The organism is Nocardia sp. NPDC049935, assembly GCF_055586645.1.
Genome location: NZ_JBVJHV010000007.1, coordinates 262,747 through 276,997 on the forward strand (window position 1 = coordinate 262,747; position 14,251 = coordinate 276,997).

A 14,251-nucleotide genomic window follows, 5' to 3' on the forward strand; every position below is an offset into this window, starting at 1 on the left:
CGCGGGCGTCCGGATCAGCGCGCCGCCGCCGGCTGCTCCGCGTTCTCACCCACATAGGCCGCCCACAACGCGCGGTAGGCGCCGCCCTCCCGGGTGAGCAGTTCGGCGTGGGTGCCGGTCTCGAGCAGGCGGCCGTCGCCGAGCACCACGATCAGATCCGCGTCCGCGGCGGTCGCCAGGCGGTGCGCGACCACCAGCGTGGTGCGGCCCGCGGTGAGAACGTCGATGGCGGCCTGCACCCGGGCCTCGGTGCCCAGATCCAGTGAGGCGGTGGCCTCGTCGAGGATCAGGATGTCGGGTTCCACCAGCTGGGCGCGGGCCAGGGCGAGCAGTTGGCGCTGCCCCGCCGACAGTCCGCGCCCGTGCTCACCGATGGGTTGCAGATAGCCGTGATCCAGCGCCGCGATCATCTCGTGCGCGCCGACCGCCCGCGCGGCCCATTCGATCTCGGCCGGGCTCGCCTCGGGCCGGCCGTAGGCGATGGCATCGCGCACCGTATCGCCGAACAGGAACGGTTCCTGCGGCACCACACCCAGCCGCTTGCGGTAGTCGCGCAGGGCGTAGCGGCGGATATCGACACCGTCGACCAGCACCCGGCCCGCCGTCGGATCGTAGAACCGGGCCAGCAGTTTCACCAGCGTCGACTTACCCGCCCCGGTCTCACCGACCAGTGCCACCCGCTGTCCGGGCGCGATCCGCAGATCCACACCGCTCAGCGCCGGCACCGGCGGCACCCCGGCGGTGGCGCCGCGCGGGGCGTAGGCGAAATCCACCGCCCGCATCTCGATTTCGCCGCGCAGCGCGGCCACCGGCCGGGGGTCGGGGTCGTCGGGCGTGTCGACGGGCGTCCGCATCAGTTCGCCGAGCCGGTCCACGCCGACCACCGCCTGCTGGTAGCTGTCGAATACCTGCGACAACTGCTGGATCGGCGAGAACAGCAGATCGATATAGAGCAGGAACGCGATGAGTGTGCCCGCGGTGACCACCTCGTCGCGCACCTGGTGCACGCCGACCGCCAGCACCGCCGCGGTCGCCACCACCGACATCAATTCGATGAACGGGAAGAACACCGCCATCAGGGTCTGACTGCGCAGCCGGGCATCCCGGTAACGCCAGGAGCGCCGTTCGAATTCGGCCTGGTTCACCGCTTCCCGCCGGTAGCTCTGCGTCACCTTGATGGTGTCGACGTTCTCCTGCAGATAGGCGTTCACCACGCTCACCCGGTCGCGGGCGAGGTTGTAGGCCGGCACCGAGGCGCGGCGGAAGGCGATCGTCGTGACCACCAGCACCGGCAGCGTCGCCAGTACCACCAGCGCCAGCGCGGCGTCCACGACCAGCAGCGCCACGATCACCCCCAGGATGGTGATCGTGCTGGTCAGGGCGGTCGCGAGGCCGGTCTGCAGGAATCCGGAGAGTCCGTCGACATCGCTGGTCATCCGGGTCATGATGCGGCCGCCGAGTTCGCGCTCGTAGTACTGCAATCCCAGCCGTTGCAGTTGGGCGAAGGTCTTGACCCGCAACCCGAACAGCAGCCGTTCACCCGCCCGGCCGGTGACCCGCACCTGGGCCACCCCGATCACCCAGTCCACCGCGACCACCAGCACGGTGAGACCGGCCGCCGCCAGCAGCACGTCCTGCGCCCCGGCCAGCACACCGTGGTCGATACCGTGCCGCACCAGGAACGGGATCAGCACCTGTGCCAGCGCGTCGATACCGACCAGCGCGAGACCGGCCAGTAGCGGCCAGGCGAACGGGCGCAGGAGCCGTGGCAGGGCGAACCGCGGATCGGCGGTATGGGAGAAGGATTCCGGCACCCCGGGTTCGCCGGTGGCGGGTGGCAGGCCTTCGATCAGCCGCGCCACATCGCCGCTGGGCGGTGCGGCCGCCATCACGGCGCCCATCGCGGCGCCCCGGCCGGCACCGGCCGGGGCCCCGGCGGCCCGCTGCGCGAACGCCTTGGCGACCTGTTCGAGGGTGCGCGCGTCGTCGGTCCCGGTATCGGGTTCCACCCACAGCACGGCGGTGGCGACGGGCGCCTCGCCGGATACCGCGGCGGTATCGATCGTGCCCGGGTCGGGCGGGGTGAACAGGGTGCGGAACAGCCGCCCGCGATCCTGCAGTTCGGACAGGGCGCCCAGTTCGGCGACCCGGCCGCCGTCCAGGATCGCGACCCGGTCTGCGAGGGCCAGGGTGGACAGCCGATGCGCCACCACGAGGGTGGTCCGGCGGCGTACCTCGCCCGCGATCCGGGTGAAGATCAGTTCCTCGACACGGGCGTCGATGGCGGAGGTGGCGTCGTCGAGTACCAGGACGGGGGCCTCGGTGAGCAGGGCACGGGCCAGGGCGATGCGCTGGCGCTGACCACCGGACAGCCGCTGGCCGCGTTCACCGACCCTGGTCCCGAGTCCGTCGGGGGTGGCGGCGACGAAACCGTCGGCGGCGGCCAGATACAGCGCGTGCCAGACCTGTTCGTCGTTCGCGTCCGGACGGCCGTAGGCGACATTGGCGCGAATGGTGTCGGCCATGAGATGGGTGTCCTCGAACACCATCGCGACCCGCGCCCGGGAATCCGGCAGCGCCCGGAGGTCGGCGCCGTCGAACCGCACACTGCCGGAATCGGGGTCGAACAGGCGGGGTACCAGTTGCGCGAGTATCGATTTACCGGACCCGGCACTGCCCGCGACGGCGACGGTCTCCCCCGCCTCGATGACGAGGTCGAGATCGTCGAGCACCCGGTTGTCACCGAAACGGAAACCCACACCACGGAATTCGATCCGCGGGGGCGCGCCGCCGGACGGCTCCCCGGACGCGGCCGGGACCGCGGGCGCGGGGGTATCGATCACCTCCCGCACCCGGTCCAGCGAGGCGCGGCCCTGCTGGCTGACGGTGAGCAACATGGAGAACTGCCGGATCGGGCTCACGAACGCGCCCAGGTAGGTCATGAACGCCAGGAACGTTCCCAGCGTGATCGATTGGCGCAACGCCAGCAGACCCCCCACGATCAGCACCGCCGCCTGCCCCACCGCGGGCACGGCCTGCATGGCCGGGGTGAACCGGCTGGTGATCCGCGCGACCCGCAACCGCGACCGGAACAGCGCGCCCGCGCTGTCACGCAACCCGTCGAGTTCGTGCCGCTCCTGCCCGAAGCCCTTGACCACGCGGACTCCGGCCACCGCGGCCTCCACCCGCATGGCCACCTCGGCGGCCCGCGCCTGGGCGTCCCAGTTGGCGGGGAACAGTTCCCGCTGACTGCGCCGGGCGATCCACCACAGCGCGGGCAGCACCAGGAGCGCGATCACCGTCAGCGGCGGCGACATCACCGCCATCAGTCCCAGCGCGCCCACCAGCAGCACCACGTTGCCCGACACCATGGGGATCAGCTGCAGGAACATCTGGATCAGGGTGACGTCGGTGATGGCCCGGCTCACCACCTGCCCGGTCTGCAACCCTTCCCGCTCGCGCCCGTCCAGACGCAGCAGAGCGGCGAACAGATCGCGGCGCAGATCGTGTTGCACGCCCAGCGAGAGTTTCGACGACCCGACGCGGCGGGTGAACGACGCGCCGAACCGCGCGACCCCGAGCACGAGCAGGATCACCGCCCACGGCGCCACCGATTCGGCGGTCACCGTGAGCGTATCCACCACATGCCGGACCACCAGCGGCAGCGCCGCGGTGAGCGCCGCCGCCGCGGCGGCGCCGAGGTAGGCGGCGAGCACCAGCCGGCGGTGGACCAGACATCGGCGCGCCAGATAGCGCAACCAGCCCACGCCACCGGCGGCGCCGCCCACCCCGGACTCCGGCGCCTCCGGCGTGGTTCGGGCGGGGGTCACCGAGCGACCGCGAGCGGGGTCTCGGTGGCCAGCCGGTTCTCCGGCCGCGCCAGCCCGTAGTGACCGCGCAGCGTGGTCTCGGTGTAGTCGGTGCGGAACAGTCCGCGCTCCTGCAGGATCGGCACCACGCGTTCCACGAAGCGGTCCAGCCCGGACGGCAGAACCGCGGGCATCACGTTGAACCCGTCGGCGGCCCCGGCCCGGAACCATTCCTCGATCGTGTCGGCGACCTGTTCGGCGGTCCCGGCGAAGGTGCGATGCCCGCGCCCGCCGCCGAGCCGGGCGATCAACTGGCGCACGGTGAGCCGCTCGGTCCGCGCCAGGTTCACGATGAGCGTGTACCGGCTCTTGGCGCCCTGGATATCGTCCTCGCTGGGCAGATCTTCCGGGAGTTCGCGATCGAGTTCCAGCGCCTCGACCGGCAACCCGAACCGCTCGGCCAGCTGGCGGCGCGCGTACTCCGGGGAGATCAACCGCTCGAGTTCGGCGTCCTGCGCGCGGGCCTCGGCCTCGGTATCGCCGATCACCGGCACGATTCCGGGCAGGATCTTGAGCGTGTCCGGGTCGCGGCCGAGCCGGCGGGCGCGGTCCTTGAGGTCGGTGTAGAAGGCGGTGCCGTCGGCGAGGGTCTGCTGTGCGGTGAACACCGCCTCGGCGTAGCGGGCCGCGAAGTTCTTGCCGTCCTCCGACGAACCGGCCTGCACCAGCACCGGATACGCCTGGGGCGAGCGGGGCACGTTCAGCGGACCGTCCACGGAGAAGAACTCCCCGCGATGGCCGATCCTGCGGACCTTGTCCGCGTCCGCGTGCACCCCGAGCGCCTTGTCGGCGACGACGGCATCGTCTTCCCAGCTGTCCCACAGTTTCGTGGCGACCTCCACGAATTCGGCGGCCTTCTCGTAGCGCAGCCGGTGATCGGGAGTGTCGTCGAGCCCGAAATTGCGGGCGGCGTCGGCGCCCGCCGTGGTGACGATGTTCCACCCGACCCGCCCGTTGCTCACCCAGTCCACCGACGCGAACCGCCGGGCCAGATTGTAGGGATCGTTGTAGCTGGTGGAGGCGGTGGCGATGAGCCCGATCCGGTCGGTCTGCACCGCGACCGCGGTGAGGACGACGGTCGGTTCGAGTTTCCCGCCCGGCCGGCGGCCCGGATCCCCCATCAGGACCGGGCTGTCGGCGAAGAAGATGGAATCGAACTTGCCGCGTTCGGCGGTCCGGGCGAGCCGGACGAAATGGTCGATATCCACATGGGCGTAGGGATCGCTCTCCGGCAACCGCCACGCCGCCTCGTGGTGACCGACCGACATCAGAAAGGCGTTGAGATGCAGAGTTTTCCCGCGCGGCTTATCGGCCGAGGTCATATCGGTTTCCTTTCACGCGGCGACCGGGTCGATACCCAGCGCCGTCAGCAGGGTGCGCCGGATGCGCCGGAATTCGGGCAGGCCGGTATCGCGCTGCTCGGGCAGGTCCACGGTGACGTCCACCGCGATCGCCCCGTCCTCGAGCACCAGCACCCGGTCGGCGAGCGCGATCGCCTCGTCGACATCGTGGGTCACCAGCAGCACGGCGGGTTTACGGCGGCGGATGAGCGCGCGCAGCAGTTCGTGCATCTTGATCCGGGTCAGCGCGTCCAGCGCGCCGAAGGGTTCGTCGGCCAGCAGCAGATCGGGTTCGTCGACCAGGGCCCGGGCCAGCGAGACCCGCTGCTGTTCCCCGCCGGACAGTTCCGCGGGCCAGGCCCGCTCCCGGCCGGCCAGACCCACTTCCGCCAGCACCCGCACCCCGTCGGCGCGGCGGCCGCGCGGCTGCCCGAACAGCACATTGGTGAGCAGCCGCTGCCAGGGCAGCAACCGTGAATCCTGGAACACCACCGAGGTCTTGTCCGGGACCCGCAGCGACCCGGAGCCCGCCACGTCGTAGTCCAGCCCGGCCAGCGCCCGCAACAGCGTGCTCTTCCCCGACCCGCTGCGTCCGAGCAGCGCGACGAACTGGCCCTGCGGGATACGCAGATCCAAGCGGTCGAGGACGACGCGCTCGCCGTAGCTCCGGGTCAGTTGCCGTACCGCTACGCCTAGGTCGCGATCGTCCGCCGCCACGACAGCACCTTCCGTTCCAGCAGCCGGATGGCCGCGTCCGAGAGCAGGCCGAAGGCGCCGTAGACGACCAGGCCCACCAGGATCACATCGGCCTGGCCGTAGTTCTGGGCATTGGTCATCATCTTGCCCAGCCCGTCGATCGCGTTCACCGATTCCACGACGATCAGGATCAGCCAGGCGCCGGTGACCGAGAGCCGCAGTCCGAGAAAGAATCCGGGCAGCGAACCGGGTATCACGACCTGGCGGATGAAGGTCGCCCGCGAAACCCCCTGGACCTCGGCCAGTTCCACCAGTCGTTTGTCGATGGTGGTCAGCGACGCGTGGACCTGGATGTACATGTGCACGACCACTCCGAGGGTGATCAGCACGATCTTGAAGGTCTCGCCGATACCCAGCCACAGGATCAGCAGCGGGATGAGACCCAGTGTGGGGATGGCGCGTTTGAGCTGCACCGGTCCGTCGACGATGGATTCGCCCAGCCGGGACAGTCCCGAGACCAGTGCCAGCCCGGTACCGATCACCAGGCCGATCCCGAGCCCGATGGCGGCCCGTTCCAGCGACGCCGCGATATTGCTCAGCAGGATCCCGTCGGCCACCAGCTGCCATCCGGTCCGCAGCACGGTCCACGGCGCGGCGAGTTTACGTTCGTCGATCAATCCGCCCGCGACGCCGGCGGTCCAGGCGCCGAGCAGCAGCACCACCCCGAGCAGCCGGGCGAACGGTACCGTTCTGCGCAGGCCCAGCCGGCGCAGCGGCCGCCGCGCGACGAAGCCGTCCGGCCGGACCGGCGCCGCGATCGGGCCGCGGTCGAGTGCGATGGTCATTGTGACTCCTCGGTCCGGTACTGCGGCGCCACCGCGGCGGCGGCGATACCCTCGAAACGCCGGTCGAACAATTCCCCGGCGTCGAACGATTCACCGAAATAGCCGGAGCCGGTGACCAGGTCCACGGTTTCCTGTTCCCAGCGGATCGCCGCGTCCCAATTCGATGGGAAATACGGTTTCGGGGTCGTCTTCAGAATTCGCCTGCCGTCGGCCTCGGATACTTCCTGATCCTCGACGTAATAGGCTTTTATCCATTCTTCGGGATGCTCCCAGGCCCATACTTCGCCGCGCGCCCAGAATTCCACGAATTTCTTCGCGGCGGCGAGTTTCGCCGAATCCCGCAGCACCGCGGTGGGCGCCCACAGGACCGTCAGCGCGTCCACCGCGCCGGTGGCTACCGCGGTCGCGCCCTGCGCGCGGTACTGATCGAGATATTTGGTCAGCGACGGTTCACCCAGCGGGGCGACGTCGATCTGGCCGCCCTGCAGCGCGGTGAGGAACTGGGGGCTGTTCAGCTCCACCAGCTGCACGTCGTCGAGAGCGATTCCGGCGGCCTGCAGGGTCCGCAGCACCACCACGCCCTGGGCCTGGCCGGGCGAGAACGCGATCCGCTTACCGCGCAGGCCCGCGATATCGGTGATATTCGAGCCGGGCGCGGTGGCGAGGTGGTAGTTGGGCAGCGCGCGCTGTTTGACCCCGATGATCTTGGCATCGAGTCCGGTGGCGCGGGCGTGGATGGGCGGGATACCGGCATTGGAGGCGATATCGACCGCCCCGCCGCGGAAGGCCTGGATCACATCCGGACCGGCCTGCACCGCGGGCCAGTCGGTCACGGTGAACGGCAGTTCCGCGACTTCGCCGGACGCCTGCAGCGCCACCTTGGAGGTGCGCACCGAGATCGACAGCGCGGTGCCCGGCGGCACCGAATCGGGGAGCGCGGCGGTGAGGTCCACATCGCCGCCGCTATCGGTCGCGCAGGCGGCGAGCAACCCGGCCGCCGCGAGCACGACACCTATTCTTCGCAGATAATTGAGCACTTCGATTTCCTGGGTCCGATTCCGGATTCGATGACATGAATTTCCGCCACCGGACGACACGATGTGCTCGTTTCCGGATCCGCCGCGAGATACATTCCGCTCATGGAATTACTGTGCCGAACCTCCCGGAGACCGTCAATATTCGTCCGTATTAAACTAAGTCCGAGTCGAATGCCTCCGGGGCGAGAACGGCCAGCGGCCGGTCGAAGAGCCGCTGCAATGCCACCGCGGCCGCCGCGGTCTCCAGGACCCGGCCCTGGAACGAGGATGCCGTGATGAGGTGGTCCGGGTCGATACCCTGCCGGCCCACCGTGTCCAGATAGGCTTCGCGCACTCCCGGCACCCGCCCGTAGGCGCGGTCACCGACCACCACCGCCGCCGGGTCCAGCAGGTCGATGAGCGCCGCCAGCACCCCGCCCAGTGTGACGGCGCGTTCACGGAACAGCTCCTGTACCAGCGGATCCGCGGCGTGCTCCAGGAGATCCGGGAAACTCGCGAACCGGCCGGGCGCCCGCTTCCGGGCGGCGCGCAGCAGCGCGTGATCGGCCAGCCGCTCGAGCTCGGCGGGTTCGAGCGGACCGTCCGGGGAGCCGCCCAGCCACCGGGCCAGCGAACCCGCCGCCGACCGCGGCCCGTAGTGCACCCGCCCATGAACGGCGAAGGCCACGTCGATGACATTGCCGACGAACAGCATGATCGAACTCGGCGCCGCGCGCATCGTCCCGTAGAGCTGTTCGGCGTACATCAGCGCCCGGGTGTGGTTGTCGAGTGCGACGGGTAATCCGGTCGCCGCCGCCAGCGCCGCGCGCACCGGCACATCGCGCCAGCCCAGAAAGGAATGGTGCACCACGGTACCGGCTCCGGTATCCACCCATCCGCCGGTCGCCACGCCCAGCCCGACGATGCGCCGCGCGCCGCACTCGTCCCGGATCCGGCGCACCTGTCCACCCGCCGCGGCGAGGATCACCTCGGGATCGGCGCAGGGGTGCGGCACGCGGCGGCTGTGCCGTATCGCGCCCCCGATATCCACCACCGCCACGGTCGTATGCTCGGCCGCGATATGCACGCCCACCACCACATTGCCCTCGGTGTCGAGCGCCAGCGGGCTGTAGGGGCGCCCGATCCCGGCGGCGGTGGTCTCCGGCAGTTCGCGCAGCAGTCCGGCGTCGAGCAGCGCCCGGGACTGCACGGTGAGGGTCGCGGGGGATATCGCGGCGTGCCGGGCGATCACGCTGCGCGGCGCGGGCCCGAGTTCCAGTACCGCCCGCAGGACCGATCCCGCGCTGCCGTCCGCCATCGCCGCCACCTCTTCATCACTGCGCCGCCGGAAAACGGTAGTGGCCTGCTGACACGCGGCGCAGGGTTGAGCGCAGGGTGATCCGAAGCCGCTCGCGGTCCGGCACGGCTTCACCCGGATCGGGTGACGACGACCCGCCGGCGCGGCCCTAGGTTGGGCCGATGTCCCGCCCGCCCGCCGCCGCACCCGCCGATACCGCGACCTGTGCGCAGCGGCACGCCGACGGTGTCCGGCAGCGCGAGCTGGCGCCGTTCGCCGCCGTCGCCGCCTATCACCCGTCCGACCGGCGCGACCCGCTGGCACTACTCGAATCGCAGGCCCCGGCCCGCGTCCCGGAACTGGTGCCGGTGCGCTATGCCCGGATGGCGACCTCGCAGACCGCCTTCTACCGGGGCGCGGCACTGGTGATGGCCGACGATCTGGCCCGCTCACCGGCCAGCGGCCTGCGCACCCAGCTGTGCGGCGACGCGCATCTCAGCAATTTCGGCCTCTTCGCCACCCCCGAACGGCAGCTGGCCTTCGACGTCAACGATTTCGACGAGACCTATCCCGGACCGTTCGAATGGGATGTCAAACGCCTCGTCGCCAGCCTGGTGGTCGCCGGGCGCGATAACGGATTCAAGACCAAACATCGCCGCCGGATCGCGCTGGCCTGCTGTGCGGAGTACCGCGAAACCATGGCCCGGCAGGCCGGATCGGGTGAACTGGACGTCTGGTATGCCCATATCGCGGCGGCCGAGGAGATGGCACAGCTGCACGAGGCGCTCGACTCGTCGATCCGGAAACGGGTCACCAAGGCGATGGACAAGGCGTGGGGTCGAGACAGTGCGCACGCGCTGTCGAAACTGACGGTCACGGGAGCCGACGGCCGGCCCCGGATCGTCAGTATGCCGCCGCTGATCGTCCCGGTCGAAGAGCTGTTCTCCGCCGCCGACGCGACCCGCATCCAGGAAACCATGCAGGACCGGCTGGTCGACTACCGCACCACCCTGCAGGCCGACCGCCGCTTCCTGCTCGACCGCTTCGAGTACGTGCATTCGGCCCGCAAGGTCGTCGGGGTGGGCAGTGTCGGCACCCGCTGCTGGATCGCCCTGCTGCGCGGGCCCGGCGGGGATCCGCTGTTCCTCCAGGCCAAGGAAGCCCAGCCCTCGGTCCTCGCCGGATACCTCGACGGTCCGCGGTACGCCAACCAGGGTGAACGGGTCGTGACCGGACAGCGCCTCATGCAGGCGGCCAGCGATATCTTCCTCGGCTGGCACCAGGGCCCCGATTCCGACGGCAGCACCCGCGACTTCTATATCCGCCAGCTCCGCGACGGCAAGGGCAGCGCGGTGATCGATACGATGCCGGCCGAGATGATGGCCCTGTACGGCCGGCTGTGCGCGCGGGTCCTGGCCCAGGCGCACGCCCGCGGCGGCGACCGCTTCGCGCTCGCGGGCTATCTCGGCACCGGAACGGAATTCGACGAGGCCATGGCCGCCTTCGCCGAGGACTACGTCGATCAGAGCGCCCGCGACCACACCCTGCTGCGGCAGGCGATCGACGACGGCCGGATCACCGCGTCCGCCACCACCGACGGATAGCGGTCGTCAGTTCACCACCGCGAGCGCGAATCCGTCCCAGCCCTTCGCGCCCACGGTCTGGATGACCGTGGCGTCCAGCCGCGGTTCGGCGGACAGCAATTCGACCAGTTCCCGGCTCGCCCGCACCGCGGGGTCGTCGGAGGTGTCGTCGGCCAGACCGCCGCCGCGCACCACGTTGTCCACCACCACCGTCGCGCCGGGCCGGGTCAGGCGCAGCGCCCAGCGCACATAGTTGGCGTTGTTCACCTTGTCGGCGTCGATGAAGACCAGGTCGTAGGGGTCCGGTCGTTCTTCGGCCAGCACCGGGAGGCTGTCGATCGCCGCGCCGACGCGGATCTCGACCCGCTCCCCGACCCCCGCGCGATCCAGATTCGCCCGGGCCACCTCGGCGTGCCGCGGTTCGTATTCCAGTGTGGTGACCCGGCCTTCGGCGCCGACCCCGCGCGCCAGCCACAGGGTGCTGAATCCGCCGAGTGTGCCGATCTCCAGGACACGGCGGGCGCCGGCGGACCTGGCGAGCAGGGACAGGAATTTGCCCTGCGCCTCGGAGACATCGATGGCCGGCAGCCCCGCGTCGGAGTTGGCCCGCAACGTCGCGCTCGCCTCGGTATCGCGCACCAGATGGTCCACGACGTACCGGTCCACATCCGCCCAATCAGGTGTACTCATACCCGCAGTCTGCCACTGCGGCCCGGCTCCCGGCCGGAGCCGCGACGCTACCGGGCGCCGATCGGCCTGCCGAAGAACGAGGCCACGGTCTCACCGAACACCGAGGCGAGGAAGGGCAATTCACCGGGCGTCGCCAGCATGGTCGGCATATCGGACGTGACGCAGCCCGGTCGCGCGGGGACGCCGCCGAGCCGGTCGCGCAGCCACAGCAGGGCCGCGGGTCCGCCGGTGACCTCGGCCGCGATGTGCTCACTCGCGTGATCGCGGGTGTACTGGACCCGGGCGCCGGGATCGGCGCAGTAGGTGTCCACCAGCCGGTTCGTGGCGGGCAGCGGCAGGATCTCGTCCCAGGCCGAATGCCAGACGAACAGCGGCATATCGGGTACCGACCGGCCCATCCGCGTATCGTCGAGCATCGCGGTGACCGCGGGGTCGCGCATCGGATCGCCCGGGGTGCGCATCATCCCCTTCAGATTCAGGAACGGCAGCAGCGCCGACTGGTACTGGACACACAGCGGCGCTTTCAGGGTCATGAGGGTTTTTCCGACCGGATCGAGATTGCGGTCCAGGAAGGCCGCGAAATCCGGGTATTCGCGGGCCAATCCCATCACCGCGGCGAAGACGAGACCGGAGGTCGCCTGGTTGTCGGCCATTTCCAGGGCGGCGCCCAGATCCGCGCCCACACCACCCATCGCGGTGGCGGCGATATTGAGCTCCGGTGCGTAGGAGGCGCGCAGTTCCGCGGCGTGACCGGTGGCGATCGAACCGCCCGAATAGCCGTACATACCGACCGGCGCCGTGGGCCCGGATTCCAGCGGCGCGAACGAGGTGGCCGCGCGGATACCGTCCAGCGTGATCCGGCCGGCCAGCGGTCCCGCGGCGTAGGCGGAGTCGGGTCCCTGATGGTCCGGGATCACCACGGCCCAGCCCTGCTGCAATGCCGCCTGCGCGAACACGAATTCGGCGGGCGCGACGATCTGGCCCAGGAACGGCGCGGCCGAAAGATGCTGCAGCGCATAGGACGGGGTGCAGTATCCGGCGGTGGAGTCCTCGGCGATCTGCACCGACAGCAGCGGCCGCGGCGCCGCCGCCGAGCCGCGCGGCTTCAGCAGGGTCGCGACGGCGGGTACGGCCTCGTCACGGCTGTTGTTGGACCGGTAGGAGACCTGCCAGGCGTCGACATTCAGCGGGACGAGACCGAAATTGGCCACATTCACCCGGCGTACCGCGATGATCTCGCCCGGCGCGTGGGCCGCGACCGTTCCGGCCGCGGGCCGGTAGAAACCCGGGTCCAGTTCGGGTGGCAGCGGCAGAACCCGCGCGGGTTCCACCACCTCCGGAACGGGTTGCGCCCCGGCTGTCGCGGCGACCGGCGCCGCGATCAGGAGCAGTGCGCTCAGCAGTGTGCAGATCCGGCGTACCCGCCCGGTCTCGGTCCTCATCGACCCACATCCTCACGACCACATTGAGACGCCTACGTCTCAAACATGGCGCAGAGTATGGCACGGCGGTGTCGGACAACACAATCAGCCGGTGCCGGGCGAGGGCAGGATCAACGCCCCCAGCAGCGCCGAGAGCACCGCGAGCAGATCGTCGGCGGGCGGGCGCGGTTCCCGCCGGCTCCAGTGGTGCACGGCGCCGTTCACCGCGCCGATGAACGCCGACATGGCCAGCTCCCAGCCGCCCGTGGGGGTCCGCACACCCGGCACCGCGGCGGCGGCCGCCGCGATCGCCTCGCCCCAGCCGGTGCGCACCCGTTCACGATGCCGTTCGACCTCCGGACCGACTCCCACGATCTCCACGAACGCGACCTGCACCCAGCGGTCGTCCGCGGTGACGGCCCGGACATAGGCCCGCATCCCGGCGTCCATCAGCATCCGGGGGTCACTGCCGCCGGCGTCGGCCAGCCCCGCGAGGAACGCCTCCCGGGCCTGCCGCTGGACATGGTCGTACACATCGACCAGCAGGTCCTCGCGCGCGGAGTACTGCTCGTAGAACTGGCGGCGCGACAGGCCCGCCACCGCACACACATCGGCGATGGAACTCGCCGCGTAGGACCGCCCCGCGAACACCGTCAGCCCGGCGTCGATGAACAGCGCCCGCCGTTCGGCCCGCCGCTCGGCGACCGACCGCCCGGCATAACTGTGCCTGGTGCGCGCTCCGCTCACAGCCGCCCGGTTCCACTCGGGCCCGCGGACCCACCGATCCCGAAGAGCAGAGCGTCGATACCGGCCCGGAAGGCCGCGTCGTTGTCCACCGGCGCTTCGGCCGGGGCGTCCGGCCGGCCGAAGAGCGCGGTCAGATGCGGGTAATCACCCAGGGACAGCATGGCGGCGATATGCTCGGCCCCGCCGCCGGTGGCGTCCACCGACCGCCCCGAAGCCTCCTGACCGGCGAAAACGGTGACCCAGCCGGAGATCATCGCGATCCCGTGCATCGTCGCGGCCGGGGTGAGTCCGGCCGGGGCCAGGATCTCGGCCATATGGTCCAGATACCGCAGACCGTGGGGTCCGAGAGTGCCGGGGCGGACCTCGGCGAGCCAGCCGTGCCGGCGGTACAGGCCGCGGGTTCGTTCGGCGGCATCGAGGACGTCCGCGCGCAGATCTCCGGTGGCGGGCGGGAATTCGCACTCCCCGGCGACCCGGTCGTACATCAGCGACAGCAGATCGCCCTTACCGGACACATAGCGGTACAGCGAGGCGGCGCCGGTGCCGATCTCCTCGGCGACCCGGCGCATGGACAGGGCGCGCAATCCTTCGGCATCGGCCAGCCGGACACCGGCCGCGGCGATGTCGTCGAGGGTGAGACCGGGCCGGGGGCCGGGCCGGGAGTCGCCGGTCCGCAGCCACAGCGCGTTCGTCGGTTCGGCGGAGGGCATCGGACCAGCATGCCTCGAGAGGTTTGCGAACGATGTT

At 70.5% G+C, this 14,251-nt stretch carries 11 protein-coding genes; 1 reads left to right on the forward strand and 10 read right to left on the reverse strand.

The annotated features are described in order from the left end of the window. Positions 1–14: 14 nt before the first annotated feature. The 6 genes from ACZ6SF_RS26105 to ACZ6SF_RS26130 form a co-directional block, all read right to left on the reverse strand. Complete coding sequence (locus tag ACZ6SF_RS26105; protein WP_466065570.1) at positions 15–3,788, reverse strand: ABC transporter ATP-binding protein; 3,774 nt, start codon at positions 3,786–3,788, stop codon at positions 15–17. Between the two features lie 38 nt (positions 3,789–3,826). Continuing rightward, positions 3,827–5,191 carry an LLM class flavin-dependent oxidoreductase gene (locus ACZ6SF_RS26110; RefSeq protein ID WP_466065325.1) on the reverse strand — a complete coding sequence of 455 codons (1,365 nt, stop codon included), beginning with the start codon at positions 5,189–5,191 and terminating at the stop codon, positions 3,827–3,829. A gap of 12 nt (positions 5,192–5,203) precedes the next feature. Beyond that, the gene (locus tag ACZ6SF_RS26115; RefSeq protein ID WP_466065326.1) at positions 5,204–5,926 is read right to left on the reverse strand and encodes an ABC transporter ATP-binding protein; all 723 of its coding nucleotides are present in this window, start codon (positions 5,924–5,926) and stop codon (positions 5,204–5,206) included. Beyond that, positions 5,902–6,750 (reverse strand): ABC transporter permease, encoded by an 849-nt coding sequence (locus tag ACZ6SF_RS26120; protein WP_466065327.1) that lies wholly within the window; start codon positions 6,748–6,750, stop codon positions 5,902–5,904. The genes ACZ6SF_RS26115 and ACZ6SF_RS26120 overlap by 25 nt, the downstream gene beginning before the upstream one ends. Next, complete coding sequence (locus ACZ6SF_RS26125; protein WP_466065329.1) at positions 6,747–7,787, reverse strand: ABC transporter substrate-binding protein; 1,041 nt, start codon at positions 7,785–7,787, stop codon at positions 6,747–6,749. The genes ACZ6SF_RS26120 and ACZ6SF_RS26125 overlap by 4 nt, the downstream gene beginning before the upstream one ends. Before the next feature lie 151 nt (positions 7,788–7,938). After that, positions 7,939–9,084, reverse strand: a complete 1,146-nt coding sequence (locus tag ACZ6SF_RS26130; RefSeq protein ID WP_466065330.1) for an ROK family transcriptional regulator — start codon at positions 9,082–9,084, stop codon at positions 7,939–7,941. 161 nt (positions 9,085–9,245) lie between these two features. Between ACZ6SF_RS26130 and ACZ6SF_RS26135 the strand changes: the two genes are divergently transcribed. Beyond that, positions 9,246–10,667, forward strand: a complete 1,422-nt coding sequence (locus ACZ6SF_RS26135) for a DUF2252 domain-containing protein (protein WP_466065332.1) — start codon at positions 9,246–9,248, stop codon at positions 10,665–10,667. A 6-nt stretch (positions 10,668–10,673) separates the two neighbouring features. Here the strand turns inward: ACZ6SF_RS26135 and ACZ6SF_RS26140 are convergent, their stop codons facing one another. The 4 genes from ACZ6SF_RS26140 to ACZ6SF_RS26155 form a co-directional block, all read right to left on the reverse strand. Next, a complete protein-coding gene (locus ACZ6SF_RS26140; protein WP_466065333.1) occupies positions 10,674–11,336 on the reverse strand; it encodes an O-methyltransferase in 663 nt (220 codons plus the stop codon). A gap of 47 nt (positions 11,337–11,383) precedes the next feature. Next, positions 11,384–12,778 (reverse strand): lipase family protein, encoded by a 1,395-nt coding sequence (locus tag ACZ6SF_RS26145; protein WP_466065335.1) that lies wholly within the window; start codon positions 12,776–12,778, stop codon positions 11,384–11,386. An 84-nt stretch (positions 12,779–12,862) separates the two neighbouring features. Further along, positions 12,863–13,504 carry a TetR/AcrR family transcriptional regulator gene (locus ACZ6SF_RS26150; RefSeq protein ID WP_466065336.1) on the reverse strand — a complete coding sequence of 214 codons (642 nt, stop codon included), beginning with the start codon at positions 13,502–13,504 and terminating at the stop codon, positions 12,863–12,865. After that, entirely contained in the window at positions 13,501–14,214 is a 714-nt protein-coding gene (locus ACZ6SF_RS26155; protein ID WP_466065338.1) for a TetR/AcrR family transcriptional regulator, read from the reverse strand. The genes ACZ6SF_RS26150 and ACZ6SF_RS26155 overlap by 4 nt, the downstream gene beginning before the upstream one ends. Positions 14,215–14,251: the final 37 nt, after the last annotated feature.

Coding starts and splice junctions, on each gene's coding strand:
- ACZ6SF_RS26110 (WP_466065325.1), bottom strand. CDS start 5,191: ATGACCTCGGCCGATAAGCCGCGCGGGAAAACTCTGCATCTCAACGCC.
- ACZ6SF_RS26120 (WP_466065327.1), bottom strand. CDS start 6,750: ATGACCATCGCACTCGACCGCGGCCCGATCGCGGCGCCGGTCCGGCCG.
- ACZ6SF_RS26130 (WP_466065330.1), bottom strand. CDS start 9,084: ATGGCGGACGGCAGCGCGGGATCGGTCCTGCGGGCGGTACTGGAACTC.
- ACZ6SF_RS26135 (WP_466065332.1), top strand. CDS start 9,246: ATGTCCCGCCCGCCCGCCGCCGCACCCGCCGATACCGCGACCTGTGCG.
- ACZ6SF_RS26140 (WP_466065333.1), bottom strand. CDS start 11,336: ATGAGTACACCTGATTGGGCGGATGTGGACCGGTACGTCGTGGACCAT.
- ACZ6SF_RS26145 (WP_466065335.1), bottom strand. CDS start 12,778: ATGAGGACCGAGACCGGGCGGGTACGCCGGATCTGCACACTGCTGAGC.
- ACZ6SF_RS26155 (WP_466065338.1), bottom strand. CDS start 14,214: ATGCCCTCCGCCGAACCGACGAACGCGCTGTGGCTGCGGACCGGCGAC.